Source organism: Allobosea sp. TBD101, assembly GCF_059817965.1.
In genome coordinates this window covers 1,358,162-1,383,094 of sequence record NZ_CM187543.1, presented here as the reverse complement: position 1 = coordinate 1,383,094, position 24,933 = coordinate 1,358,162, and the positions used below count along the sequence as shown (strand labels likewise).

The following is a 24,933-nucleotide window of genomic DNA, read 5'->3' as shown; positions in this document are numbered from 1 at the left end:
GGCCGACGGGCTTGGATCGTTCCCGGCGACCAGTTATAACCGCTCCAGAGTTTCAACTGCGTTCGTCCTCGCCAAGAGGTCGTCTGGCCTTTCCCGGGGGGCGACGTTCCGATGCCTTCAAACGTCGTCGATCTCGCCGGCGCCGAGCGCGCGCCGCGTAGCCCCCACGCTCCGCGTGTCCTGATCTACAGCCACGACACCTTCGGCCTCGGCCATATCCGCCGCTGCCGCGCCATCGCCAATGCGCTGATCGCGAGCTTCCCGCATATCTCGGTGATCATCGTCTCGGGCTCGTCGGTGATCTCGAGCTTCCAGTTCGGCGACGGCGTCGACTATGTCCGCATTCCCGGCGTCGAGAAGCAGAGCGACGGCGGCTACGAGCCGCATCACCTCAATCTCGGCCTCGACGACACCATCCGTCTGCGGGCCGACATCATCAAGCAGACCGTGCTCTCCTTCGATCCCGACGTGGTCATCGTCGACAAGGAGCCGGTCGGCCTGCGCGGCGAATTGAAGCCCTCGCTCGACATCCTGCGCCGGCGCGGTGCCCGCATCGTGCTCGGCCTGCGCGACGTGCTCGACGAACCCGCCGCGGTGCTCGAGGAATGGAGCCGCAACGGCGCGCTGGAAGCGCTCGACACGGTCTATGACGACATCTTCGTCTACGGGCTCGACAACGTCTATGAACCCCTGACCGGCCTGCCGAACCAGCACCGCTTCGCCGACAAGCTCCGCTACATGGGCTATCTCAAGCGCGCGGTACCGAGTCCGATGCCGCCGAACCGCTACCCCCGCATCACCAAGCAGCCCTTCATACTGGTCACGCCGGGCGGCGGCGGCGACGGTGCCGGCGTCATCGACTGGGTGATCTCGGCCTACGAGAGCGATCCGACGATCGCATTGCCCGCGCTCATCGTCTTCGGTCCCTTCATGTCGCGCGAGAAGCGCAAGGAATTCGCCGAGCGCATCGCCCGCCATCCCAAGCTCGAAGGCCTCGGCTTCGAGCCGCGCCTCGAATTGCTGATGAACCGCGCCCACTGCGTCGTCGCCATGGGCGGCTACAACACATTCTGCGAGATCCTGTCCTTCGACAAGCCGGCGCTGATCGTGCCGCGCGTCCGACCGCGCCTCGAGCAGGCGATCCGCGCCGGCCGGGCCGACGAACTCAAGCTGGTCGATGTCCTCTACGATCCCTCGCAGACCGGCGAGGGCGAGCGCGATCCGCGCGTGATGGCCGCTGCGCTCCATGCGCTGCCGCGCCGCCAACCGCCGTCGCAAGCCTTCGTGCCCGACCTGCTCGACGGCCTGCCCGCCATCAGCCGGGCGCTCGCCGGCGACCTCTCCATGCCTGTCCGCGGCCGCGCCCTGGCGCAGATGGCTGCGACGAGCTGACCCACGGCCCAACCGGCACGAGCCCCATCAGGGCGCTGGCCAAGTCCTTCCCACCATCCTAAGCCTGTCGCCATGACGCTTTCGAACACCCTCGTATCCGTCGCGGTCGGCGCCGTCGCCATCGTGCTCCTGCTCGGCCTCATCAACATGCTGCGCGGCGGCAGCGCCAACGCCTCGCAGCGATTGATGCGGCTGCGGGTCATCCTGCAATTCGTCGCCATCGTGCTGATCGTTATCGTCCTGTGGTGGCGCAACGGCTGAACGCCTGCGACACTGCACACAAGACTTTGAAATAATTGAACTTGTATTCTTAGTGCACTGTGGATGAGAGCTTGGATTTCCGGGCCTTGCCACATTCCGAACACGAGTATGTGCGCTTCACTAACGTCTGCTCACACGTTCATTGCCGAAGGCCCATGGTCCGCGTCGCGTTGCTGCCTCTTGCCGTTTGCCTGGCCGTTTCTGCCGCTTCCGCGCAGACCCGATCCCTCTCCGGCAGCGTCTCCAGCTACGCTCCCGCCACCGAACCACCCGCACCCGCCTGGGAGGCAAGGGTCGGTGCCGGCCTGGCCAATCCCGGCGGCCGCGAGAGCGGCCTGCCGAACCTGAGCGCCGACCTCCTGTCGCCGCGCCTCGTTCCCCTGAGCGACCGCCTCGCCGCAGCCTTCATCCCGCGCTTCAACATCGGCGCGAGCCTCAATCTCAACGGCACGCGCTATGCCTATGCGGGGGCGACCTGGACCTTCGACGTAACCCGCGACATCTTCGTCGAGGCAAGCCTCGGCGCCACCCTGAACGACGGCAAGACCGGCCTGGTCATCCCGGAGAATCGCCTCGCGCTCGGCTGCAACACCGGCACGCGCGAGGCCGCCGCCCTCGGCTTCCGGCTCTCGGACCGCTGGAGCCTGGTCACCACGCTCGAGCATTTCAGCACGGTCGGCTGCTCCGACAAACCGGGCACGAACAGCCGCGGCCCGGCCAATATCGGCGCCAGGCTCGGCTACACTTTCTGACGTACCGCCACGGCGGAAACGCGCTTCCGTCCAGCCGGGACCGCGCTATAAGCGTGGCATGGTCAAGCTCAATCGCATCTACACGCGCACCGGCGACAACGGCACGACCGGCCTGACGAGCGGCCCGCGCCGGCCCAAGTTCGACCTGCGTGTCGACGCCTACGGCACGGTCGACGAGACCAATGCCTGCGTGGGCCTCGCCCGCTTACATGCGGCGACGGAAGACGCCCTGGTCGATGCCATGCTCGGCCGCATCAGCAACGATCTCTTCGATCTCGGCGCCGACCTCTCGACGCCCGAGACCGATAAGCCCCTCGCCTTCGAGCCGCTGCGCATCGTCCAGGCTCAGGTCGACCGGATCGAGAGCGAGATCGACCAGCTGAATGCCGATCTCAGCCCCCTGCGCTCCTTCGTCCTGCCGGGCGGCACGCCGGCTGCGACCCATCTGCATCTTGCCCGCACCGTCAGCCGCCGGGCCGAGCGCCTGATGGCCGAGCTCGCCGCGACCGAAGGCGAGACAGTCGCTCCTGCCGCGCTAAAATACATCAACCGCCTCTCGGACTTCCTGTTCGTCGCCTCCCGCTACCTCAATGCCAAGGCAGCCGGCGATGTGCTCTGGGTGCCCGGCGGGAATCGCTGAGATCGGCCATGTTCGTTCCCCTGCATGACGGCGTGCCACTGCGCTTCATGCGAACGCCCTACATTACCTATGGGTTGATCGGCGCCTGCCTCGCCCTTCAACTCATGCTGCTGCTCTGGCCCGGCGAGGAGGCGGAGCTCGCGCTCATGGCCGGCTTCGGCATGATTCCCTCGGTGCTGTTCGGCACGGCGCAACTGCCGGACGGGCTCGCCCATCTCCCGGCCTGGGCGACCCTGTTCAGCAACATCCTGTTGCACGCCAATCTCGCGCATCTCGTCGGGAACATGCTGTTCCTCTGGGTCTTCGGCGACAATGTCGAGGATGCGATGGGCCATGCCCGCTTCCTCGTTTTCTTCTTCCTCTGCGGGCTCGGCGGCTCACTCTTCCATGCCGGCCTATACCCGGATTCACAGCAGCCGCTGATCGGCGCCTCCGGCGCCATCTCCGGTGTCATCGCCTCCTATCTGATGATCTATCCGCAGGTCCGGATCTGGGGCCTCGCCTTCAACTGGATTCCGATCCATATCCCGGCGCTCTATGCGCTCGGCGGCTGGATCTTGCTGCAGGCCGCCTCCGCCATCTTCGGCGCCGACGGCAATGTCGGCTGGTGGGCGCATCTCGGCGGACTGGCGACGGGCGCCGCCCTGACCCCGCTCTTCGTGCACCGCAGCATCGCCCTGTTCGGGCGCAAGGCCACCCATGGCTGAAGCCGCGCTGTTTTGCCTCCGAGTCGGGCCAGGACGGACGTTGACAAGCGCAAACGGGCGTCGTTACGGTCCCAGCGCATTCCAGCCGAGGGCCGCGATGCCGCTGTCCTGCCGTCAGGTATGGTGCGGCGCGAGGCTCATCTCTTCTAAACGGTGATCTGGCGATGAAGATCTTGGTGCCCGTCAAGCGGGTGGTTGATTACAACGTGAAGATCCGCGTGAAGGCGGACGGCTCCGGCGTCGAACTCGCCAACGTCAAGATGTCGATGAATCCCTTCGACGAGATCGCGGTCGAAGAGGCGCTGCGCCTCAAGGAAGCCGGCAAGGCGACCGAGGTGGTCGTGGTCTCGATCGGCCCGGCGCAAGCCGCCGAGACGATCCGCACCGGCCTCGCCATGGGCGCCGATCGCGGCATCCTCGTGAAGGTCGACGGCATCGTCGAGCCGCTCGCCGTCGCCAAGCTCCTCAAGAAGGTCGTCGAGCAGGAGGCCCCCGGCCTCGTCATCCTCGGCAAGCAGGCGATCGACGACGACTGCAACCAGACCGGCCAGATGCTCGCGGCGCTCCTTGGCTGGGGCCAGGGCACCTTCGCCTCGAAGGTCGAACTGTCAGCCGACAGCGTCGACGTCACCCGCGAGGTCGATGGCGGCCTGCAGACCGTGTCGCTGAAGCTCCCGGCGATCGTCACCACCGACCTGCGTCTGAACGAGCCGCGCTATGCCTCACTGCCCAACATCATGAAGGCGAAGAAGAAGCCGCTCGACGAGACCTCGGCCGAGACGCTCGGCGTCGATGTCGCGCCGCGCCTCAAGGTTCTGAAGACGGTCGAGCCTGCCGGCCGCTCCGCCGGCGTCAAGGTGGCCAATGCCGCCGAACTCGTCTCCAAGCTCAAGACTGCCGGGGTGATCTGATGACCACGCTGCTGATCGCCGAACACGACAACGCCTCCGTCAAGGACGCCACCGCCAAGGCGCTGACCGCTGCCGCCAAGCTCGGCGCGCCCGTCCATATCCTCGTCGCCGGCCAGGGCGCCAAGGGCGCGGCCGATGCCGCTGCCAAGCTCGCCGGCGTCGAGAAGGTGCTGCTCGCCGATGACGCCGCTTACAGCCATGCGCTGGCCGAGCCGCTCGCCGCGCTGATCGTCAAGCTCGCGAGCAACTACGACGCCATCGTCGCGCCCTCGACCACCACCGGCAAGAACGTGCTGCCGCGGGTCGCAGCCCTGCTCGACGTGATGCAGGTCTCGGATGTGAGCGGCATCGTCTCCCCCGACACCTTCGAGCGTCCGGTCTATGCCGGCAACGCCATCCAGACCGTGCAATCGACCGACGCCAAGAAGCTGCTCACCATCCGCACCGCTTCCTTCGCGGCGGCGGGCGAAGGCGGCTCGGCCACGGTCGAGAGCGTCTCGGCGGCCGAGAATCCCGGCACCTCGTCCTTCAAGGGCGAAGAGGTCGCCAAGTCCGACCGTCCGGAGCTGGCCTCGGCCAAGATCATCATCTCGGGCGGCCGCGCGCTGGCCTCGGCCGAGAATTTCGGCAAGGTGATCGAGCCCGTCGCCGACAAGCTCGGCGCCGCCATGGGCGCCTCGCGCGCTGCGGTCGATGCCGGCTACGCCCCGAACGACTGGCAGGTCGGCCAGACCGGCAAGGTCGTCGCCCCCGAGCTCTATATCGCCGTCGGCATCTCCGGCGCGATCCAGCATCTCGCCGGCATGAAGGACTCGAAGGTCATCGTCGCCATCAACAAGGACGAAGAAGCCCCGATCTTCCAGATCGCCGATTACGGCCTCGTCGGCGACCTCTTCACCGTCCTGCCGGAGCTCGACGCCGAGCTCGCCAAAGCCGGCAAGTAAGCCGGCACATCGCTTCCGGGCCGCCTCAGGGCGGCCCGTTCCGCTCCTGCGGGAGCCTGAAAAGTTCATCCGGGATCAAACCATGTCGGACCACGCGATCAAGACGATCGGCATCATCGGGGCAGGCCAGATGGGCAACGGCATCGCCCATGTCGCGGCCGCCGCCGGCTTCGACATCCGGCTGCACGACATCGCCGAAGAGCGGATCAAGGCCGCGCTCGCCACGATCGACGGCAACATGGCCCGTCAGGTCTCGAAAGGCGCCCTTGCCGAGGACGAGCGCCGCGCGGCAATCGCCCGTATTCAGCCCGCCATCGGCCTCGCCGATCTCGGCGGTTGCGACCTCGTCATCGAGGCCGCGACCGAGAACGAAGAGGTCAAGCGCAAGATCTTCACCGCTGTCTGCCCGCATCTGCGCCCGGACGCGATCCTCGCCTCGAACACCTCCTCGATCTCGATCACGCGCCTTGCCGCGGCGACCGATCGCCCCGAGCATTTCATCGGCATCCATTTCATGAACCCGGTCCCGCTGATGCAGCTCGTCGAGCTGATCCGCGGCATCGCCACCGATGACGGCACCTTCGAACGCGCCAAGAACCTCGTCGGCAGCCTGCACAAGACCGTCTCGGTTTCCGAGGATTTCCCGGCCTTCATCGTCAACCGCATCCTGCTGCCGATGATCAACGAAGCCGTCTACACGCTCTATGAGGGCGTCGGCTCGGTCGAGGCGATCGACACCGCCATGCGGCTCGGCGCCAACCATCCGATGGGTCCGCTCCAGCTTGCCGACTTCATCGGCCTCGATACCTGCCTCTCGGTGATGCAGGTGCTCCATGACGGGCTTGCCGATTCGAAATACCGCCCCTGCCCGCTGCTGGTGAAATATGTCGAGGCCGGCTGGCTCGGCCGCAAGACCAAGCGCGGTTTCTACGACTATCGCGGCGAGAAGCCTGTCCCGACCCGCTGACGAAGCGGGCCGGTCACTCGCAAGCTACGAAAACCCGGCCGGATTTCATCACAATCCACCGTTTCACTGCCGCGGGCGAGGCTGATCCTCGCCCGTGCGCAGATGCTTGCCGCAGTCGCAATAAGTTCCTTCACATTCCTGTCGTCTCGCGCTTACATTGATCCTTGAGCGGGATTCGTCCCGCTCGATGAAGCGGAGGTGCGACGGGTTTGACGGCGCATGTGATGCATCCGATGGCATCGCCGGACGGCTGTCCGGCTTTGGTGCTGAACGCCGATTTCCGGCCGCTCAGCTACTATCCCCTGTCGCTGTGGAGTTGGCAGGACGCGATCAAGGCGGTCTTCATGGACCGCGTCAACATCGTCTCCGAATACGACACTGTCGTCCGCAGCCCGAGCTTCGACATGCGGCTGCCCTCGGTGGTCTCGCTCAAGAGCTATATCAAGCCCTCGCGGACACCGGCCTTCACCCGGTTCAACGTCTTCCTACGCGACCGCTTCGCCTGCCAATACTGCAATACGCGCGACGAGTTGACCTTCGACCACGTTATCCCGCGCTCCAAGGGCGGCCAGACGACCTGGGAGAACGTCGTCGCAGCCTGCTCGCCCTGCAACCTGCGCAAGGGCGACAAGATGCCGGCCACAGTCGAGATGTTCCCGGCCCAGAAGCCCTATGCGCCGACGGTCAACGACCTCCACCGCAACGGCAAGCTCTTCCCGCCCAACTATCTGCACGAGAGCTGGCTGGACTATCTCTACTGGGATTCGGAGCTGGAGCCGTAAGGCTTACGCCGACGATCGTCCGCGCAGCAGCCCGAACACGGCGAGCAGGAAGAGCCCGGCCGAGGCCAGCGCATTCCAGCCGGCGAGCGACAGTCCCAGAAAGCGCCAGGCCGCTTCCGAGCAGGCGACGATGCGCGTCGTCTGCAGCTGCTTCATGAAATCCTGCATGCCGGTGGCGGCCGGAGCCGCCCCGCCGCAATCATTCGGCCCGATGAACCAGCCCCATTCGACGCCGGCATGATAGACGCCGAGGCCTGTGCTCCAGGCCATCAGGCCGGCGAGCCCCAGCAGGACGAACCATTGCAGCCGGGCTGAGCGCGCCAGCACCAATCCGACGAGTGCGAGCCCGATCGCGGCATAATGCGGCGCACGCTGCTCGAGGCAGAGCTTGCAGGGGCGCAGATGCAGGACGAGTTCGAAGAACCACGCCCCGGCGATCAACGCCAGGCTGACCACACCGATGAGAGCGATCAGTTGCCGCGAATTCGGCAGGCGACGCGAAGCGGGGGGAGCGGCAAGGGAGGCGGTCATGACGGGCTCAGCAGGAGAAAAGCTGGCCCGACCCTGCGACGAGCTTGAGGCCGAAATAAAGCAGGATCAGCAGGGCTGCACCGACCACGGCGATCACTTTCAGGCGACGTTCGATGAAATGGCGGATCGTGTCGCCATAGCGCCGGAGCAGGAAGGCGAGCGCGAAGAAGCGCGCCCCGCGCGCCAGCACGCAGGAGATGACGAAGAAGGCGAGCCCGATATGGACGGCACCGGCCAGGATCGTCACCACCTTGATCGGCGGCAGGTGGGCAAGGCCGGAGGTCGTCAGCAGGATCAGCGTCGTATCCGGTCCGGCGCAGGCCTTGAGCGCCTCGAAGGCGCCGAGCTTGCCGTAGAAGGCCAGAACCGGCTTAGCCAACGCCTCGAAGGCGTAATAGCCGAGCGCATAACCGGCAATGCCGCCGAGCACCGAAAGCAGCGTCGCCACGAAGGCCAGCCGGTATGCTCGTTGAGGCCGGGCGAGCGCCATCGGCACGAAGAGGACGTCAGCCGGGATCAGGAAGAACGAGCTTTCGACGAAGGCGACGACCGCCAGCCAGATCGTCGCCCGCGGCCGGGCGGCGAGTGACATCGTCCATTCGTAGAGGCGCTTAAGCATGGCGCGCTCTAGAGCATGGGTAGGCAGAGGACACAACCGCTTGCGTGCCTCGGAAAGGCACGTTTTCGAGCCATCTCGCCCGCCATTCGTTTCGGGCGACGGTACGCCTTCCAGATCAACCGCGAAAACCTGCCGGAACAGCCGCACCAGCGATTGACCGGCATTGGCCGATCGCTATAGTCCGCCCGCCTGCAAAGGGCCCCTGTGGCGGAATTGGTAGACGCGCTCGACTCAAAATCGAGTTCCGCAAGGAGTGCTGGTTCGATCCCGGCCAGGGGCACCATTCCTGAACAGAACTGCGAACCTTTTTTGGTTTGGTTTTCCCGCCGATTGCAGCGGTGAGATTATCGTTTGACCCAATGATTCGGATTATGCCGTTACCGACGATGACGGCATCGACGACAGCGACGATGTAGGCTTTCCGAGCTGCAACCTCGCCACCGAGGAGACGTTCGCGGGCAAGTCGCGTGAACGTCTCGACTGCGGCCGGATCGATCGTCACAGCGTCGGCCAAGGAACGCCGGGCATAATCCAACGCTTCCACCGCCCGATCTCGCGATTCGCGCAATGCCGTGGTGCGCTCCTTCAGAGTCGGATCGGTAACGTCGATCACTCCCTCCTCGATCGCCTTGTAGAGACGGCCGAGCTTCATATCGGTGTCGGCGGCCTCGCGAGCGAGATCAGCCATGCGCTGATTGGCGCTGGCCTGGCGTTCATTCTGCCTCTGCGCCACGCCGGCGAGGATTCCCATCACACGCTCAGGCGTCAACAACTGCTCGACCAGTGCCTCTGTGACCAATCTGTCGGCCGTGGGACGCGGAATGCGCCGATTGCAACATGCCGCGCCGTTGCCATTGCAGTGGCGTCCCTGTTTGGTCGATTGAATGCACTTGTAATACGTGTAGATCACGCCTGTGCGAGACGTGCCCGACGCGGCGGTCAGTGCGTGCGACGACGTGCAATCGCAACGAATAAGGCCCCCCAAAAGGGAGGGCGCGGCGTCGAGCCGCGGGCTTCTTTTGCCAGGCTGGCGCGATACTAGTAGCGACTGGACGGTCGAAAATACCCTCTCGTGGATGATTTTCGGAACCTCGTAGCTCACGATTTCCTCGGCGCTCTTGCGCTCGCCGGTCTCGCTGTCGAAAGCGTTGAACTCCCTCACGCCGGTATAGGCGACGCGGGTCAGGATTTCGTGGATGGTGCCGGTGCCGAACAGCTTGCCACCGCGCGAGCGGAAGCCACGTTCGTTGAGCCACATCGCGATTTTTTTGGTTCCAAGCGGGCCGCTGGCTCCATCGCCGTCGACCGCAAGATGAAAGCAGGTGCGGACCACTTCCGCCTCGACCGGTTCGATCGCCAAGCGCTTCTTCTGCTTCGTACCGAGGATTTCCGCATCGACTGACTTATAGCCGAAAGGAATGATTCCGCCGTTGGAATAGCCGCGCTTGGCGTTTTCCTTCATCGTCCGTGTCGTGTTTCTGGATATCTCATGCGACTGGTATTCGTTCACGATGCCGACGAACTGGCGCAAGATCTTGCCCGTTGCGTCGGCGCCGAAAGCCTCGACCTGCGATACGATTTCGACCTTGTGACGGCGCAGCTTCTGGATCGTCATTTCCTGGTCGAGCGCGTTCCGGAAGGCTCGAGACAAGGAATAAACCAAAACATAGTCGACCGACCGACCGCCGTCGGTGACGCGCTCCATCATCGCCTCGAACCCCGGCCTGCGGGTCGTCGTGGCGGATTCGCCTTCGTCCCGATAGGTCGCGAGGATTTTCCATCCCTCGCGGGTGCAGCGGCCGAGAAGCTGCTCTTCCTGCGTCACAAGGCTCAAATCGTTCGCGGCTTGTTCCAGCGTCGAGACGCGGATGTAGATCACGGCAGTCTTCTGCCGCGCCTGATCCGCAGGCGCCATCTGGCGAACCAGGTGTTTACGGCTCATGGCGTTTTCCCCTTCATGCGGCTCGACCGGCGAAGCTTACCGGCTCCCGCCGCCGCGATCGAGGTTGCGCCGCGGGTTTCCAGGGATTTCCGCGACAATGATCGTTCGCGAACGCCGACAAGCTTGGGCGTAGTCTGACGCGAAGCCGCCATGGCCTGGGCGATGATGTCTGCGAAATAGCGTTCGAGCGCATCGAGTTCGCGTGCCGTGACGGGCAAGGGAACCTGGATTTCGACCGAAACGACCCATTCCACCGGTTTTGAGAGTGTCCGCTGCCGCGGCGCCCGATCACAGGACATGATCGAGCCCTCGGCCGCGTTTGCGGCCTTGGTCCCGCGAAAGCGCATGCGACGGCGATGCCTCAAGCGGGCTTTCCCTGGGCTCAGGCACCTTGAAGGCTTCGATCGTGGTCGATTTGGCCCGCCGACGAGACCACGCCGAGACCAGCGCCGCGCGACGCTCGTCCGCGGAGACCTCACCGCGCATCTGAGAGACGGCGCGATTTGCGCGAACATGCGCATCGAGAGCGGCACGGTCGATGACCAGCGTCGTCGTTCCGCGGGCCCGGCTGGCGCCGACGTACAATTCATGCCAGTCCAGCGTCGGTTCGGCGACGACGACGCAGGTCTCGCAGGTCAATCCCTGCGCCGAGTAGAGGCTTTGCGAGTAATCGTGCGCGATGCGTACGCGCCTCTTCGCATCCCGAAACGCATCCGTGCGAAACGTCACGCGCTCGCGACCGACCCGGGCGACGATTTCCGCCTGTCCGGGCGTCGTCCGCGCGATCCGTTCGATTACCGCCGTCGTGCCGTTGATGACGCCCTTGCCAACATCGGCCGCGCGCCGACCAAAACGAATTCTGTCGCCAGCCGCGAGCCGGAGATCGTATGGCGCGCCCGACGGGGTCGCGGCCGCAACGATGACCTCCTCGCCGGCGAGAAGGCCGTCCCGCCGCATTCGGCACCGGACCTCCTCATTGAGGCTGCGGAGGACAGCATGGGTGCGCGCGAGCAGCAGGTGGCCCTGCTTCGGATCGGCCTTGCGTGCTTCTTCCCAACGGTCGACCGCTTCGATGACGCTCTGACGGCGGTTATCACGCTCGACGAAGCATCCCCGCGCCTGAAGGCCATCGAAAGCCGCTTGGATTTCGCCGCGAGCGAGGTGCGCGACAATGCGGCGATCAGCCGGATCGCGCTGCCGCACGATCGTTTCGAGACCGATCGGCGCCTGCGCGCGTTCCAGGATGTCGAGGCCGCAAGACGCCGCGATCGGCGCGAGCTGCGCCCTGTCGCCCAGGAATAGGAGCTTGGCGCCGTCGCCCGCGACGCGTGCCCTGGCCAGTTCGCGGAGCAAGGCGTGGGCCGCACGAACCCCGAGCTGGCCGGCTTCATCGATCAGTACGATCGTGCGCTCGTCGATGAATCTACCGCTTGTCTCGGCGATCTTGAGCCAGGAATCGAGCGCTCGTGCCTCGACACCCAGTTCCTCGCTGAGCATCTGCGCGGTGCGCCAAGCCGTTGCCGTGGCGATCACGCGGTAGCCGTCGGCGTGTAGCCGCGCGACGTAGGGCTTGAGCAAATGGGTCTTACCGACCCCGGCCCTGCCTTCAAGAAATGCTAGCGGGCGGCTCTCGGCGAGGCTCGCGGCGGCGGCGCGCTGTTCCTCAGACAGTTTGGCCGCGCGACACGCCCTGTCGAGCTTCTGCCTGTCCACGCCGGGCCAGTATGCCTGCGCCAACGACTGGGCTGTTTCGAGGGTCTCGCGCTCGATCCGGATCATGTCCGGCGTCGACAGGATCGGCTCATGGCCCTCGCGTCGGATTTCGACGACTGCGCCGCTAGCGATCAGCCTTTCTGCTTCGCCGACAACGCCGGCCGGATCGACCGAGGTGCCGACGTGGGCGACGGCAACCGCCCGCAGCAGATCACGCCGCGTGAAGGTGGCCTCGTTTTCGGTAAGCGCGCGCGGAATCGCCTGCAACCGGGTCCGAAGCTCCGCTTCGCCTGCCAGGATCGTCTGGCCGGGCTGCCGCAGCTCCTCGGCGACGCGCTCAGGATCGAGACCAAGCCCTTTAGCCTTGTCCTGCCAGAGTGCGAACCGGTCACGCCCATCGACCTCGGTTTTCGTGCGCCTCGTTGTCAGCGCGGCTGCGGACGCGGCTTCCGGGGCTTCGGCGCTGCCGATGCCAACCTCTGCAAGCGCATCTTCGATCTTGGCGCGCCGCGCCGAAAAATACCCGCGCACCTGGGCGTCGAAACCGACCTCAAACGTGCCGTTCCTGCCGATGTCGCAAATCGAGTAGCCAAGCCTCGACAGATTATGCGCCAGATGGGCGTGATATATGCTGCCGCAAAGCAGCTTATGCTGGCCGAGACGCGTATCGATCGCACCGACGGAACCGTCTTTTCGTTCGGCCAGCGACAAGAGCACGGCGTGACTATGGAGCTGCGGATCAGCAAACAATGCACCATCCGCGTGAATCTCGGGCCGCGCGGAATCGTGGGTGAAGACGGCTGCTGTCAGATCGACCTTTTCGCGGAGCAGCCCGTCGCGACCGCGGCGAGCATAGATCGCCTCCCGGTTGAGCACTTCCAGCGCCGCATGCACGGCCTTCAGATGGGCATCGAGAATCTCTTGCCGGTGATGTTCATCCGTCGTGCAGCCATAGGCGATGCTGACGCTCTTCATGGCCGAGCAGGTCAGATCGAGCGCGTCGACATCGCGCCGGCTGGTCGTCAGAAGGCTGCGGCCATCATCGCCGATACCGGCATGCAGGCGCTGGAATAATTCGGGGTCGACGCCCTCGCCGTCCGTGAGCCCGAATTTATGGCCCGGCGCGAACCAGCGGGCCGCGAGCTGAATCTCGCCACCATGATAATATTCGCGGACATAATAGCCCGCGGCCGTCCCGAATTGCAGCGAAGCGACCATTGCTGTTCCTTCTTTCGGGAACAGTCTCGGCGAGCGCCGGAAATCGGCTGGGGGAACCAAATCAGCTGAATGACATCGGGTGGTGGGCGACAGAGGATCGCCGAAGCGAGAATTGCCGGCACCCGGACGTAAAAAACTGCCGCGCGGTTGAGGCGCGGCAGTCTTTGAAGAATGGCAGAGAATTGCGGAGTCAGGACATTCGCTTCCCGGACTTGGCTATCGGCCTTGCGGCGGAGCGTCTGACGAGGCTTTTACGCTGAACGGGCCAGGTTCCGACCGGCCACACCAGCAAGGCGATGTCGCCCAAGCCGAGCACGAGCGCTTTGACGATGGGCCGGCCAAAGAAATCCTGGGAAGCTCCCAATTCCTCGGTCAGGAACAACGCATTGACGACGGGAATGTCCTTCGCCCGCTTCTCAGATTTTGGCCGCCCGGCGTCGTCGCGGCCGACGATTTCCCACCACTCGACCTTGCGCTCACCGATCCATTTCTTGCAGACCTCGTCCGCCGTGGCGCCCGCGGCCACCCGACCAACGATTTTGGTGGTCAGATTATCGAGAAGCGTCTGGCTCCCATCCTGGCCATAGATTTCGCGCAGCTGGGAAGGCGCCTGAACACAGGCGACGAGCCGAACAGACGCAGAGCGTCCGATGGTGGCCAAGCGCGCCACCGCCTCAGCCTTACCGATTTGGGCCAGCTCGTCCAAGAAAAACCAGGTTGGCCGGGGCGTTGCGGCGGCAGCATATTCCGCGGCTGTATCGGCCGCTGCTTTGAGTATGAGCCGCGCCATCATCCCGGACAGTTTCGGCAAGCGCTGCGACTGTCGGACGATGACCGCTCGACGACGGTCCTTGTCAGCGAACCAGCGGCGAACGGAAAAAGCTTTTCCGCCATCGCCCAGTTCCGCAAACGCCGCCACCGTCTGAGCCGCGCCTGCGATGAGCACGAGATAGAAGCTCATCGCCTGCTTGCGGGTTTCCTCCTGCGCCACGTCGATGAACGAGGCCGCTTGCGGATCGAAGGTCACGAGCATGCGGTGAAGATCCTCGACCGGCATTTGCAGCATCCGGTTGAGGCCAGCCCATGTCCACGCCGTGTCGCGCGCCGATGCTTCCTGCTGCAAGAAGCGGATGATGGCAGCGAGCACGCGCCTCGCGCCACCGCTCCAGGACGGATCGCTGGTTGCGGCGATCAGCTCGATTGCAAGCTCGGCGGCGTCAGCTGCCGTGATGAAATCCCAGCCTGGGATCCATTTGTCGCTGCGGGAATCCTCAATCGACAGCAAGACGAAATCGTCCGTCGGAAAGCGCGCCGTGATGTCGCCTTTCACATCGAGCACCAGCATCTTATCGTCATGCGAGAGCGCGCTACCGATCATTTGCTGGAGAATGGTCGTTTTGCCGGCACCAGTGCCGCCAAGCAGCAAAAAATGCCTCGTTTCGATCTCGCGCGGCATGTTCAGACCGGAGGCGAGCTCGATGCCGGTCTCGAAAGCCGTGACCTGCTTGCGCCAGGCTGTGCTGAGCATCCCACGTGCCACGTGGTTCGCCACGAGTCTGGGCCCAGAAATATGCCGCACGCGGATCGTCGGCACTGCCGTGGAATAGATCGCGTCGAACACGTAATTGCCGAGCCACGCGCCCGCGAAGACGCAAGAAGCTGCGCGCGCCGAAACGGCCAGCATGAGGTCATGGCTCTGCAAAGCCCGATGGAAAGCGAACGGCAAATCGATCACACGGCCGATCCTGTCGAACGCATTCGCGGGAGCGAAAGCATTGTGCGTCAAGCTTTCTGCCAGTGCCCACCAGAATGCCGCGTCGGCGAGCGCCGCGTGATCGGTGCCCGGCATCCAGGCAAGGGGCGGGAAAAGGATACCGACGACGAGGGCGACAACAGCGGTCACGGCCGCGGTCACCGCTCCAGCCAACGCCGTCGGCAGGATGGCCTTCTTCGGGGTCAGGGGATGCTCGCTCATAGGGCTCAATTCTTGAGTTTGAGGATACCGCGCCAGACCACCAGGAGGCTGCCGGGCGGCAGGACCGTGGTCGTGGCGAGGGGGAGATGCGGGTTGGAGATGGCGAGCGTGTCGATCGGCATGGCGAGCATTTTCGCGGCGCTCGCCAGCGTCAGCCGGCCATCGCCCCCGACACGGTAGACGCAACCGTCGGCGTGCCCGTCGAGGCGCGGGCAGGACGGCCAATTCGCTGCCGATACCGGGCGGACGCCGGGGTCGGTCAGTTTGCTCAGGCGCGGCGCCACGCGCTCGACCGCCAGCCCAGCGATCCACATCGCCGCCGCTCCGAGCAGTGCGGCCCGCAACGGATGCACGCGGCGCGCCACTTTCACCGGATTGTTCGGAACGACAGGCGAAACAAGCGGCGGGCTGCTTTCGATCTCGGCTTTGCGCGCCATGACTTTGGCAAGGCCGCCGCCCCCCAGAAGGGCAATGGCCGATGGCGGCAGGCTGGCGAGCCTTGCCACCGGCATGCGCGCCGCGTGATCGATCAGCGCCGCGCGGGTTCTTTCACCGCAGTTGATCACATCCGCGATCCGCTGATCGATCGCTGCTTTCGCTGTCCACTCAATCGGCATTGGAGAGGTCCTTGTGGTCGCCGCGAAGCAGCGGCCCCAACGCGGTATCAGCCGCCGCCATGAAAGCGGCCACGTCGCCGCGGATGACCTTCGACGCCGGGCGGCTGCGGCCGGTCCAAGCCTGGATGTCCGGGACCTCGGCGGCGATCACGTCGACGAAGCGCTTGCCGGCAAGCTCGAACGGCGCCCACGATCCTGCCGAGATCGCTGGGAGCTTGACCACACCGAGCTCTCTGCATAGCGGCTCAAGCTCGTCGCGCCACAGCGCGTCCGCCGGCGAGCCGGGGTAGAAGCGGAACGGCCCGTCACGCCCGTTCAAGACGATCGTGCGGCTGGCGGACGGCAGGACACTGCCCACCTCTCTGGCCGTGCGCACCGCGGCGCGCATCGCCTCCTGCTCCGCAGTGGTCGGGATCAGCCAACGGACGGCGATGCCCGCTTCGACGAAATCCTCGTCGATGTCGACCATGCCGAAATACTCTTCCGCCCCAACCTGGTAGGGTCCGCCGATGTCGGCGACCAGCGGTATCCTGTCGGCCATGGTCTTCTCGATCTCGCTGTAGAGTCCATCGAAGCTGGCGACGACGGCAGCGGGGTCGTTGCGGGCCTCCTCCAACGTGGCGAGGCTCACAGTCTGCACCCGGTCGGGATACATAGCTGGGAGCCGATCCTGCTCGTCGATCTGCACGATGCGTGCCTTGTGGCCGGTGATTTCGAGCAGATCCACGCTGAGCGCTGCCAGCAGCGACTTTCCGACTCCGCCCTTGTTGCAGCCGATGAACGTCAGATGCGTGACCGACGACCGCAGGTCGTCGGTGGCCGTGGGATTGGCGGGGGTGATGATCTTGGGCTTCTTCATGTGCACTCCTATGCGAGCCCGTTGCAGGGCACGCGCAGGAGAGCAGGTCCGTGGCTTCGACCTGGGGGGAACCAAATCCCGATTTTGTGCGGACGCCTCCCAATGGGTCAGCAGCCGCGCCGCCGGCCGTAAGAAACCGGAGGAGGCTCGGGGCCTTCTCCGATCATCTTGGCCGGGAGCGTCGCTCCCAAGACCATATTGGCAGCCGCATCAGTCCTCGCGGGCGACAAGCCTGTCTTTCAAGTTCGCAGGCATGTCGTCCATAGCGATCCCGCGCCGCCACAGCATGGTCGCGATCTCGGATGCGCTGGTCAGGCCCAGGCATGGGATTTCGAGCAATTCGCAAAACGAGTACGACGCGATGGCCGCCAGCGTAAGAGGGCCATAATCGCCGGTTTCCACGGCAATCCACGTCCTGAGAGCATTGAACGCCCGCGCGCTGAGGCCGAACTCCTCATCCCTCGGCCGCGCGAAACGCCACAACGCCGCTTGGACGCCGGACTTGGTCAGTCTGTAACGGACTCCCAGCTCTTTATAGGTCCAACCGCCCCTCCGCAGGCGAGCCATCTCCGCATCGCGAAGATAATTCGGCGGGCGCAGCGCACACGTCTGCGGCCCCTGGTCGCCGTCCGTTTCGACGGCGGCGTACTTCCGTTTCTGATCGGTCATTGCCATGCTCCTTGTCTCGGCGCAGGGCAATGCCACACAGTTCAGCGCATGCGGTGGGGGAACCAAACACGCCGACCGAACGCAATTGTCGTCGATCGAACGTCATCCTCCTCTAAGCGTCGCCGCAAACGCGGAGCGGACATCGGTTTTCCGAGTCAGGGGAAGAGCCGTCACCTACGATTGCACCGCAGGACCGAGCCCTAATCCCAAAGCAAGATTGGACGTGACGAAAATGCGCCGGGCCATCCGGAGTTTTTTCAGCTCGGGCTTGAATTCGGGGATGTCGACGCGCTCGCCAGTGATGCGCTTCTTGGCCGCGGCTTTCCGACCTTTCTCCCAATCGCCTTGCCTCAGCCGTCGCTGCGCCTCCCGTCGCCAGCTTTGCAGGGCCTCGACGCGCCGGCGCAGATCGTTTTCCTTTTCGGAGGCGAAGAATCCGCTGCGCAACTTCGCTTTCTCCATCTTTGCAAGGCAGCGATCCATTCTGAAAAGCATCTCGTCCAACTTGAAAATATTGAACCGAAGCGAGGCGATCCTCGAGGCATGATCCTCCGAAATGCTGAAATTCGCCCGCCGCAGCGCACGAACGTCCCCCGCGGCTGCTTGCCGTCCACTAGGCCGTACCGAACGAGGTTTTGTTTCCGGGTGGGGCGACCGACCAGCATATTCCAGCACGGCTTCGGCGATCCCAAGAATAGCGTCTTTGTTTTCAGGGCCCGGCGGCCCCCTATCCGGCGGCCAGACGATATCCATCACCTCGTTCACCAGAAACCATGACGCATGTGCGAACATCCAGCGATGTGCGCTGCGCTGATTGCCTCGGCTGCTGGTTTCCGCCTGATATTGAGCCCGAACACGTTTTTCCAAAGCGGCGAGATGAGAACGCATCTCTTCCGGGAATAGTTCTGCTAGCGCCTTGACGATACAGCGCTTGGCTTCCCTATCGGACTCGGCAATCAGCGCAGCAATGATCGCCATACAAAATGAGCGCGCGCCTCGTTCCTCCGGAAGATCTGACAGCGCGTGGTAATTCGTCGCGATGCCCGGTATGATCGCCTTGAGATGAGCGGCGAGAATTCCATCCTCAAGCGCCCGCCTCAGCGCGGTGAGGCACTCCTTCGTGAACGGCGCGTCAACCTGTCCCGCACATTCGATGAGCACCAAGCCAAATCCGAACAACCGATCCCGACACTTCGCCTCGTCCGCCGGAAAAGCAACGATGAGATCCACGAGGGCGTTCAATGTCGCGGTCAACCGTCCCGCCGATAGATCGCGCGGAATACATTCCGCGATATGCGGCGCCCGCCCCAAGTTGAGCACGCCGCGCGCCTCAGGCGCGAGGTTCCGCCGCCAGAGGCTCTTCGCAGCTTCGCCGATCAGCACGTCATCATCCGGCAGGTGGATTTTCGTCGGCTCGGCGTCCCATGTCTCTAATATATAGGTGTGACCAGGGAATTCGCCGAAAAGCGCGTCCAACGTCGCATCGCTCAAATCCAGCATGCGCGCGCCGAGTTTCGAGACCGGACGCCTGAGGGCGATTTGCAGAGCACCAAGTATCGACGCGTCCGTCGGAGAAATGTCGAGCTCACGATTTTTCAAGAACCGGCGTGCGACCCCGCCGAACGCCTCATAATAATGAGGAGGATGCAATTTGAGCTTGCCCAAGCCCTGATCGAGAGCCGCATGTAAGTCGGTCAGCTTGCCGGTCGGCGTCAGATCAGTCATCCATCTTTCCTGTCCAGCCCGCGCAAACGCGCCGTGCGCGCCATTCGGTCGCGCACGGTATCGAGGCTGAGCGCATCGGCAGGTGCGGAAGAGGACGGCGCAGAAGACGGTCTTCGTCGCGGTATCTTGGTTTTCGTAGAATCCTGGCTCGGCTCGACCATGGGCACGGTCGGCGCAACTAGCGGCTTGGAAATTGGTAGCCCGGCGCGAGGAGCGCGCTCCGCTCGCGAAACCAGGGCTCTCAACATATTTGCGCGATATGGCTTGCCTTCCGGCGAGCTCACGCCAGCGCGAGCCAAAGCGTCGGCGATTTGCGGCCACAGCGCACCCGAGGCCCGCGCCTTCTCAAAATAGTCAAGGTGCTCGGCAATCACCGGCTGCAACTTGCGCCGTCCGAACGGCCCCTCCAATGCCGCGGCAATCGCCCTCGCCCCGGCCATCACATCGCTTCTGTCCATGCTGCAACGATATCCGATCGCTGCAGCACGTGCAACAAATCGCAACATCTTTCAATGCTGCGATTTGTTGCACTTCGTATTAATTTGTTTCCCTCACACCTGTGCACCTTCGATCCAGGAATCGCCGCCCATTAGGTATTTGATCTGAGCCCTTAAAACTGGACCGCTTTGAGCTAGAGTTTTCCGGTCGTTTCCCATGGGCTGGGAGGAGCGGAAGACGATGAAGGATTCGAAGTTCTCGGACGCCCAGAAGGCGTTCATTCTGAAGCAGGGTGCCGACGGTATCCCGGTTGCGGAAATCTGCCGGCGGGCTGGGATCAGCCAGGCGACCTATTTCAATTGGAAGAAGAAGTACGAGGGGCTGTTGCCGGCTGAGATGCGCCGATTGAAGCAGCTCGAGGATGAGAACGCGAAGCTGCGCAAACTCGTTGCCGATCTCGCGCTGGACCGGGAGATGCTGCAGGACGTCATCCGCCGAAAGCTCTGAGGCCTGGTCGCAAGCGCGAGCTCGTCGGCCTGATGTGTGGCGAGTGGCAGGTGTCGATCCGACGGGCCTGTGCGGTCCTGGAGTTCGACACGTCGAGCTACCACTATAAATCGTGCCGGCCCGACCAGGCCCCCTTGGCAGCCCGGATCAAGGCGATCTGCGAGACCCGCGTTCGCTATGGCTATCGCCGTGTCGACGTGCTGCTGCGGCGCGAGGGCTGGCATGTCAATCAGAAGCGGATTCGAAGGATCTACAATGAGTTAGGCTTGCAGCTCAGGAACAAGACGCCCAAGCGCCGGGTCAAGGCGAAGCTACGCGAGGATCGCGCGCCGGCGACGCGGCCGAACGATGTCTGGGCAATGGATTTCGTCCATGACCAGCTCGCCACGGGACGCAAGATCCGGGTTCTGACCGTAGTCGACACCTTCTCGCGCTTCTCACCGGCCATCGATCCGCGCTTCAGCTATCGGAGCGAGAATGTCGTCGCCACGCTCGAAAGGGTCTGCGCAAAGCTTGGCTATCCGAAGACGATCCGGGTTGATCAGGGCTCTGAGTTCGTCAGCCGCGACCTCGACCTGTGGGCCTATGCCAAGGGCGTCACGCTGGACTTCTCACGGCCAGGCAAGCCGACCGACAATGCTTTCATCGAGGCGTTCAACGGGCGCTTCCGTAGCGAGTGCCTGAACACGCATTGGTTCCTGACGCTTGCAGATGCGGCCGAAAAGATGGAGGCTTGGCTCAGATACTACAACGAGGATCGGCCGCACGGGGCCATCGGCAACAAGCCTCCGATCCTGCTGCAAAATCCCGGCGGTACGCCCAGCCCGCCGCCGTGATCAAAGGCCGGAAACTCTACCATCCGGCGGTCCAGCAACTGGTCTCAGATCAAAAAAGGTCGGAAACTCTACCTTCCGGCGCTCCAGCAAATGGTCTCGGATCACCCTATGCCACCAATCTGCAGCCCAGCAGTGGCGTCGCGCATGATCTGGGCAGGGAGGCTGTGCTCCCAGTCGAAATACTCCTGGGCCGCCCGGTCATTTCCAGTCTGCCGGTCGTGCACCCAGAAAAGAAAATCGATGCAGCGTTCATCGGATGGTTGGTCGGGCGTGGCTTCCGTGGAACGTCCGTTTGCTTCCCATGCCGCGACTCCACCTTCGAGGATCGCCACGGTCTTGCCTGGAAAATGACGAACGACGTCGGAAGCGACAAGATTGGCTCGCTCGTCAGTTTCGGCATGGACGACGACGAGCTTGTCCGAGGGTAGATCCAGAAGGGCGGGGATTTCAGGGCGAATTGCCCAGAATGCTCCGGGTATATGACGGGCGCGGTAGGTCAAGCCGGCCGATGCGTCGATCACCATGGCGGAGCCGGTCGCCAGCTGCTCTTCGAGTTGATCCGCGCTGATGCGCTGCACCGCGGGGATCGGAGCCCGTCGTGGACCATGACGGTCCGTGGCGGCGGGCCAGGACGCGATGGCGTCCGAGAGCCGGAGCCTCTGAACATCCCACCCCATCTGCCGCAACCAATGGCCGGCGACCGCGGCACGCGCACACAGGCCGTCGTCGATCAGAAGGAGCAGCGCCCCTCGAACAGCGCACCATCGTCCGGTTCGCTGCACGAGCTGGCCTCCGGGCGCGGAGCGGGAGCCCGGCAGATGGCCCGCCGCGAATTCGTCTTCCGACCTCACGTCCAGCAGATAGACCGTGCGGGTGCCTTCACGGACAAGTCGGACAGTTTCAGGGATATCCGCGAAAGGGATCTGCAGGGCGGGCACCAGTTCATATGGCTGACGCACATCCCCGGTCTGCGAACGCGGGCTCCCGCGCTCCAGCGTATAGCCCGCCATGCGCCAGCCCATCGTTCCGCCGGAAAGCGCGAAGACGGGGTTGGGGACGCCGGCATCGATCAATGTCTGGGCGCCGATGATCGAACGCGTGCGACCGGCGCAGCAGGTAACGACAGGCATCGTCGGATCGGGCACGACATCGCCGAAACGATGGATCAATTCGCCGTTGGGCACGCCGATCGCGCCAGGCACGCACACATTCGCATGTTCCGGGGGGCTGCGGACATCGAGGACTCTGACGGGATGGCTGTCGTCGAGCCAGGCCTTCAGTTGAGCAGGCGAAATATGCGGTGTCGCGCAGTTCGCTTCGATGACTTCGCCAAATGCCTTGGAGAGCACGTCCTCGCCTTTGTAGAGCTCGAAGCCGGAGCGCTCCCATTCGGAGTTCCCTCCGGCCAGCACGCTCACATCGGTGTACCCCATATCGGCGAGCCGATCCGCGGCCGCGGTCGCCACGCCCGGCGCTCCTCCCGTCAGCACGACAGCGGTTCCCGGCACCGGCACGAGATCGGAGACGACGCATTCGAGATCACTGAAGGGCGCATTCGAAGCATGGAGCAGGTGCCCCAGCCCGTATTGCCCGCGTTCACCCACATCAAGCACCGCGGCTTCCTCTCCGGATGCTAGTCTGGATGCGAGCTGCTGCGGCGTGATATGACGGGGCGAAGCGGCCTCGAGAGGCCCCGCTGCGAGGTCGGACGTTTCACTCATGCTGCGTCTCGTTCGGTTATATGAGCGGGAGGCGTTTCCGCGGCGAGGTCTTGGCCGGCACGCGTTCGGAATGGAAACCTAGGCGGCAATACCGCGCAGCATCGCGATGTCGACGCTGCAGTCGGTCGTTTCATCGATGTTGCGCAGGCGCGCCAGAAGGCCGCGCGCTTCGGCCTCGCCGCGCAGGGGGGAGACCAACCCCAGGAACTTGAGGTCGATGGCGTCGGAGCTCATCGGCGCTTCGTCGCCGCCGGAGGGGTCGCGGACGAAATCCTCGAGAATGCGGCCATCGCGCATGCGCACCACTAGGCGCGCGCCGCGCTTGGCCGGCCAGGCAGCGGTGATATCGGGGTCCACCACGCAGTCCATCTTCTCCATGATCGCGAGCACCGCCGGATCGGCCAGACGGTCCTGCTCGAACTGGACGAGGGTCAGTCGGCCGTTGCTGAGCGCGGCCGCAACGCTGAACGTGATCGACAGCATGGCTTCCAGCGGGCTGTTCGGCGGGGTGGATGAGACGTGCCAAGGCTTGTCGTTATAGGCGTAAGTATGGAGGGTGACCTTCTCGATCTCTTCCGCTCGCAGCTCGCCGCCGGCGAAGCGAAGTGCAAGATCGACCGGCGCGTGCGTCTGGCGGCATGACGGGTAAGGCTTGAAATCGGTTCGGGTGATCAGAAAGGGTTCGCCCATGCCACGCGTGAGCGCTTCGGGATCGGCGCGTTCGCCGACCAGAACGTTCAGAAAGCCGAGATCGCCCTCGATCGATGCCGGCGGGCCCGTGAAGCCCTCTGCGGCGAGCAAACCGGCGAAGGCCCCCGCCCGGGCAGCGATCCCGGCGTGCAGATGCTTGGTGTGGGCACCTTCGAACCGGTATTGCGTCAGCCCGGCGGCATGGCTGGCCGCGATGCCCAGCGCCGATTCCGTCAGCTTCGTGTCCAGCTGTCCCAGGACGGCGCCGGCGCCGGCTGCCCCGAAGACGTTGCAGGTCCCGGTCGGATGGTAGCCCCGCTCCCGATGCGCAACTCCGGCTGCGAGGCTGACCCGGATCGAGGCTTCATAACCCGCAAGAATGGCTTTCAGCAGATCGCTGCCTGAGCGATGGAGTACCTCTGCAAGACCGCAGGCTGTCGGCACGATCGCACAGCCCGGGTGAACGAAGCGGTGGGAATCGTCGAAATCTATGCCATGGGCCATGACCGCATTGACTTGAATGGCTTCCAGAAGCGGCGCCGGCTGCGCCTCGCCGATGACCGTCGACCCGCCCCCCGGCGCAAAGGCTCGCATGGTCCGCAGCAGCGAGCGGACATGGCTCGTGGATGCAGCTGCGATCGCAACCCCCAGCGTGTCGATCAGGTGATCCTTGACGACCGTGGCGAGCGCCGGCTCGAGCGGCATCGCCGCTATATCCTGGATGAATGCCGACAATTCCGACGTCTTGCTCACAACAGATTCTCCTGAGCGGCGCGCCGTATGAAATTGACGATGAACGAGATCCCACCGGCGATCACGATGACCTCCATGATGATCGTATGAATCCGGATGCTCGTGCGCTTGACGATCCAGCCGGCGACATAGGTGCCCGGGATGGCGCAAAGCCCCATGACGATGCCCGCCGCGAGGATGTCGAGGCTCAGTACATCCGACGAGCGGAAAATCACCATCTTGACGACATTCAGGAGCACGGCGATGAAGGCGTCCGTCGCAAGCAGCGCCGGCCCGGCGAGTCCCGCCCCGAGAAGAACCGGAACAAGCAGCATCCCGGCACCGATCGTCGTCCCGGACAGGAACCCGAACGGGATCCCGACCGTCAGAAGCGCTTTGTCGCCCAATATCATCTTGCGCTTGGCAAATGCGCGACGGACCGGCACGGACAGGATCAATGTGACCCCGAGGATGCAACTGACCACCGCTGCGTCGACATACACGTAAAAATAGGACCCAAGCGCCACGAACGGCAGCGCCGTCAGGCTGACGATCCTGACAAAACGCCAGTCCAGGCCCTCGCGATAGACGAGCACGCGGGACCCGTTAACGATCAGCATCAGGATCGACATGATCGGGATGATCGCCTTCACCCCCACGATGGGCGCGATGAAGATCGAGATGATGATTCCGCCGCCAAACCCCGCCATCCCACTGATCGCCGCTGAAAAGAAGCAGATCGCTGCGATGGCGAGATAGGTCTCGACGGCCAGGTCGGTCGGCAT

General features: G+C 64.2%; 22 protein-coding genes, 1 tRNA gene and 1 pseudogene. 11 read left to right on the top strand and 13 right to left on the bottom strand.

Annotated features, from left to right (window positions below):
* Nucleotides 1–111 precede the first annotated feature (111 nt).
* The 9 genes from AC6RIC_RS06485 (at nt 112) to AC6RIC_RS06445 (ending at nt 7,356) form a co-directional block, all read left to right on the top strand.
* The gene (locus AC6RIC_RS06485) at nt 112–1,392 is read left to right on the top strand and encodes a glycosyltransferase family protein (protein ID WP_454655561.1); all 1,281 of its coding nucleotides are present in this window, start codon (nt 112–114) and stop codon (nt 1,390–1,392) included.
* A 72-nt stretch (nt 1,393–1,464) separates the two neighbouring features.
* Nucleotides 1,465–1,653 carry a twin transmembrane helix small protein gene (locus AC6RIC_RS06480; protein ID WP_454655560.1) on the top strand — a complete coding sequence of 63 codons (189 nt, stop codon included), beginning with the start codon at nt 1,465–1,467 and terminating at the stop codon, nt 1,651–1,653.
* A 155-nt stretch (nt 1,654–1,808) separates the two neighbouring features.
* Nucleotides 1,809–2,405: an acyloxyacyl hydrolase gene (locus AC6RIC_RS06475; RefSeq protein ID WP_454655559.1), complete on the top strand. Its 597-nt coding sequence runs from the start codon at nt 1,809–1,811 to the stop codon at nt 2,403–2,405.
* 58 nt (nt 2,406–2,463) lie between these two features.
* Nucleotides 2,464–3,045 (top strand): cob(I)yrinic acid a,c-diamide adenosyltransferase, encoded by a 582-nt coding sequence (locus AC6RIC_RS06470; RefSeq protein ID WP_454655558.1) that lies wholly within the window; start codon nt 2,464–2,466, stop codon nt 3,043–3,045.
* 8 nt (nt 3,046–3,053) lie between these two features.
* Nucleotides 3,054–3,752 carry a rhomboid family intramembrane serine protease gene (locus tag AC6RIC_RS06465; protein WP_454655557.1) on the top strand — a complete coding sequence of 233 codons (699 nt, stop codon included), beginning with the start codon at nt 3,054–3,056 and terminating at the stop codon, nt 3,750–3,752.
* A gap of 164 nt (nt 3,753–3,916) precedes the next feature.
* Nucleotides 3,917–4,663, top strand: coding sequence for an electron transfer flavoprotein subunit beta/FixA family protein (locus AC6RIC_RS06460; RefSeq protein ID WP_454655556.1), 747 nt, complete (start codon nt 3,917–3,919; stop codon nt 4,661–4,663).
* Entirely contained in the window at nt 4,663–5,607 is a 945-nt protein-coding gene (locus tag AC6RIC_RS06455; protein ID WP_499735558.1) for an electron transfer flavoprotein subunit alpha/FixB family protein, read from the top strand. Before AC6RIC_RS06460 ends, AC6RIC_RS06455 begins: the two co-directional genes overlap by 1 nt.
* 82 nt (nt 5,608–5,689) lie before the next feature.
* The gene (locus AC6RIC_RS06450) at nt 5,690–6,574 is read left to right on the top strand and encodes a 3-hydroxybutyryl-CoA dehydrogenase (protein ID WP_454655554.1); all 885 of its coding nucleotides are present in this window, start codon (nt 5,690–5,692) and stop codon (nt 6,572–6,574) included.
* 224 nt (nt 6,575–6,798) lie between these two features.
* Nucleotides 6,799–7,356, top strand: coding sequence for an HNH endonuclease (locus tag AC6RIC_RS06445; RefSeq protein ID WP_454655553.1), 558 nt, complete (start codon nt 6,799–6,801; stop codon nt 7,354–7,356).
* Between the two features lie 3 nt (nt 7,357–7,359).
* Here AC6RIC_RS06445 and AC6RIC_RS06440 read toward each other — a convergent pair whose 3' ends face one another.
* Together AC6RIC_RS06440 and AC6RIC_RS06435 are read right to left on the bottom strand one after the other, a co-directional pair.
* Nucleotides 7,360–7,887, bottom strand: a complete 528-nt coding sequence (locus AC6RIC_RS06440; RefSeq protein ID WP_499735557.1) for a disulfide bond formation protein B — start codon at nt 7,885–7,887, stop codon at nt 7,360–7,362.
* Between the two features lie 7 nt (nt 7,888–7,894).
* A complete protein-coding gene (locus AC6RIC_RS06435; protein WP_454655551.1) occupies nt 7,895–8,506 on the bottom strand; it encodes a YqaA family protein in 612 nt (203 codons plus the stop codon).
* Nucleotides 8,507–8,704: 198 nt separating this feature from the next.
* Here AC6RIC_RS06435 and AC6RIC_RS06430 point away from each other — a divergent pair.
* Nucleotides 8,705–8,789 (top strand) — tRNA-Leu (locus AC6RIC_RS06430).
* Between the two features lie 816 nt (nt 8,790–9,605).
* On the opposite strand, the pseudogene AC6RIC_RS06425 reads toward AC6RIC_RS06430, so the two are convergent.
* The 8 genes and pseudogenes from AC6RIC_RS06425 to AC6RIC_RS06390 all read right to left on the bottom strand — a co-directional run.
* Nucleotides 9,606–10,421: pseudogene (locus AC6RIC_RS06425) on the bottom strand (recombinase family protein); the annotation flags it as partial.
* A 315-nt stretch (nt 10,422–10,736) separates the two neighbouring features.
* On the bottom strand, nt 10,737–13,379 hold the full coding sequence (gene mobF / locus AC6RIC_RS06420) for a MobF family relaxase (protein WP_499735556.1): 2,643 nt from the start codon (nt 13,377–13,379) through the stop codon (nt 10,737–10,739).
* Between the two features lie 190 nt (nt 13,380–13,569).
* Nucleotides 13,570–15,354, bottom strand: a complete 1,785-nt coding sequence (locus AC6RIC_RS06415) for a type IV secretion system DNA-binding domain-containing protein (RefSeq protein WP_499735555.1) — start codon at nt 15,352–15,354, stop codon at nt 13,570–13,572.
* 5 nt (nt 15,355–15,359) lie between these two features.
* Nucleotides 15,360–15,971 carry a hypothetical protein gene (locus AC6RIC_RS06410; RefSeq protein ID WP_499735554.1) on the bottom strand — a complete coding sequence of 204 codons (612 nt, stop codon included), beginning with the start codon at nt 15,969–15,971 and terminating at the stop codon, nt 15,360–15,362.
* Nucleotides 15,961–16,830, bottom strand: coding sequence for a hypothetical protein (locus AC6RIC_RS06405; RefSeq protein WP_499735553.1), 870 nt, complete (start codon nt 16,828–16,830; stop codon nt 15,961–15,963). The genes AC6RIC_RS06410 and AC6RIC_RS06405 overlap by 11 nt, the downstream gene beginning before the upstream one ends.
* Nucleotides 16,831–17,040: 210 nt before the next feature.
* Nucleotides 17,041–17,499 (bottom strand): DNA-directed RNA polymerase subunit alpha C-terminal domain-containing protein, encoded by a 459-nt coding sequence (locus AC6RIC_RS06400; RefSeq protein ID WP_499735552.1) that lies wholly within the window; start codon nt 17,497–17,499, stop codon nt 17,041–17,043.
* A 174-nt stretch (nt 17,500–17,673) separates the two neighbouring features.
* Nucleotides 17,674–19,224, bottom strand: a complete 1,551-nt coding sequence (locus AC6RIC_RS06395; protein WP_499735551.1) for a hypothetical protein — start codon at nt 19,222–19,224, stop codon at nt 17,674–17,676.
* Nucleotides 19,221–19,682, bottom strand: a complete 462-nt coding sequence (locus AC6RIC_RS06390) for a hypothetical protein (RefSeq protein ID WP_499735550.1) — start codon at nt 19,680–19,682, stop codon at nt 19,221–19,223. The genes AC6RIC_RS06395 and AC6RIC_RS06390 overlap by 4 nt, the downstream gene beginning before the upstream one ends.
* A 220-nt stretch (nt 19,683–19,902) precedes the next feature.
* Between AC6RIC_RS06390 and AC6RIC_RS06385 the strand changes: the two genes are divergently transcribed.
* A protein-coding gene (locus AC6RIC_RS06385) for an IS3 family transposase (RefSeq protein ID WP_499735549.1) occupies nt 19,903–21,005 on the top strand; the annotation gives its coding sequence in 2 pieces (ribosomal slippage) (nt 19,903–20,164 and nt 20,164–21,005; 1,104 coding nt in all).
* Nucleotides 21,006–21,106: 101 nt separating this feature from the next.
* Here AC6RIC_RS06385 and AC6RIC_RS06380 read toward each other — a convergent pair.
* From AC6RIC_RS06380 to AC6RIC_RS06370, 3 genes are all read right to left on the bottom strand, one after another.
* A complete protein-coding gene (locus AC6RIC_RS06380; protein ID WP_499735548.1) occupies nt 21,107–22,726 on the bottom strand; it encodes a rhodanese-like domain-containing protein in 1,620 nt (539 codons plus the stop codon).
* 78 nt (nt 22,727–22,804) lie between these two features.
* Nucleotides 22,805–24,169: an MmgE/PrpD family protein gene (locus tag AC6RIC_RS06375; RefSeq protein ID WP_499735547.1), complete on the bottom strand. Its 1,365-nt coding sequence runs from the start codon at nt 24,167–24,169 to the stop codon at nt 22,805–22,807.
* On the bottom strand, nt 24,166–24,933 hold the full coding sequence (locus AC6RIC_RS06370; protein ID WP_499735546.1) for a TSUP family transporter: 768 nt from the start codon (nt 24,931–24,933) through the stop codon (nt 24,166–24,168). Before AC6RIC_RS06370 ends, AC6RIC_RS06375 begins: the two co-directional genes overlap by 4 nt.

Bases quoted from the DNA above. Each gene is read 5' to 3' on its own strand.
- AC6RIC_RS06485 (WP_454655561.1), top strand. From the start codon at position 112: ATGCCTTCAAACGTCGTCGATCTCGCCGGCGCCGAGCGCGCGCCGCGT.
- AC6RIC_RS06480 (WP_454655560.1), top strand. From the start codon at position 1,465: ATGACGCTTTCGAACACCCTCGTATCCGTCGCGGTCGGCGCCGTCGCC.
- AC6RIC_RS06475 (WP_454655559.1), top strand. From the start codon at position 1,809: ATGGTCCGCGTCGCGTTGCTGCCTCTTGCCGTTTGCCTGGCCGTTTCT.
- AC6RIC_RS06470 (WP_454655558.1), top strand. From the start codon at position 2,464: ATGGTCAAGCTCAATCGCATCTACACGCGCACCGGCGACAACGGCACG.
- AC6RIC_RS06465 (WP_454655557.1), top strand. From the start codon at position 3,054: ATGTTCGTTCCCCTGCATGACGGCGTGCCACTGCGCTTCATGCGAACG.
- AC6RIC_RS06460 (WP_454655556.1), top strand. From the start codon at position 3,917: ATGAAGATCTTGGTGCCCGTCAAGCGGGTGGTTGATTACAACGTGAAG.
- AC6RIC_RS06455 (WP_499735558.1), top strand. From the start codon at position 4,663: ATGACCACGCTGCTGATCGCCGAACACGACAACGCCTCCGTCAAGGAC.
- AC6RIC_RS06450 (WP_454655554.1), top strand. From the start codon at position 5,690: ATGTCGGACCACGCGATCAAGACGATCGGCATCATCGGGGCAGGCCAG.
- AC6RIC_RS06445 (WP_454655553.1), top strand. From the start codon at position 6,799: ATGCATCCGATGGCATCGCCGGACGGCTGTCCGGCTTTGGTGCTGAAC.
- AC6RIC_RS06440 (WP_499735557.1), bottom strand. From the start codon at position 7,887: ATGACCGCCTCCCTTGCCGCTCCCCCCGCTTCGCGTCGCCTGCCGAAT.
- AC6RIC_RS06435 (WP_454655551.1), bottom strand. From the start codon at position 8,506: ATGCTTAAGCGCCTCTACGAATGGACGATGTCACTCGCCGCCCGGCCG.
- mobF (WP_499735556.1), bottom strand. From the start codon at position 13,379: ATGGTCGCTTCGCTGCAATTCGGGACGGCCGCGGGCTATTATGTCCGC.
- AC6RIC_RS06415 (WP_499735555.1), bottom strand. From the start codon at position 15,354: ATGAGCGAGCATCCCCTGACCCCGAAGAAGGCCATCCTGCCGACGGCG.
- AC6RIC_RS06410 (WP_499735554.1), bottom strand. From the start codon at position 15,971: ATGCCGATTGAGTGGACAGCGAAAGCAGCGATCGATCAGCGGATCGCG.
- AC6RIC_RS06405 (WP_499735553.1), bottom strand. From the start codon at position 16,830: ATGAAGAAGCCCAAGATCATCACCCCCGCCAATCCCACGGCCACCGAC.
- AC6RIC_RS06400 (WP_499735552.1), bottom strand. From the start codon at position 17,499: ATGACCGATCAGAAACGGAAGTACGCCGCCGTCGAAACGGACGGCGAC.
- AC6RIC_RS06395 (WP_499735551.1), bottom strand. From the start codon at position 19,224: ATGACTGATCTGACGCCGACCGGCAAGCTGACCGACTTACATGCGGCT.
- AC6RIC_RS06390 (WP_499735550.1), bottom strand. From the start codon at position 19,682: ATGGACAGAAGCGATGTGATGGCCGGGGCGAGGGCGATTGCCGCGGCA.
- AC6RIC_RS06380 (WP_499735548.1), bottom strand. From the start codon at position 22,726: ATGAGTGAAACGTCCGACCTCGCAGCGGGGCCTCTCGAGGCCGCTTCG.
- AC6RIC_RS06370 (WP_499735546.1), bottom strand. From the start codon at position 24,933: ATGCCGACCGACCTGGCCGTCGAGACCTATCTCGCCATCGCAGCGATC.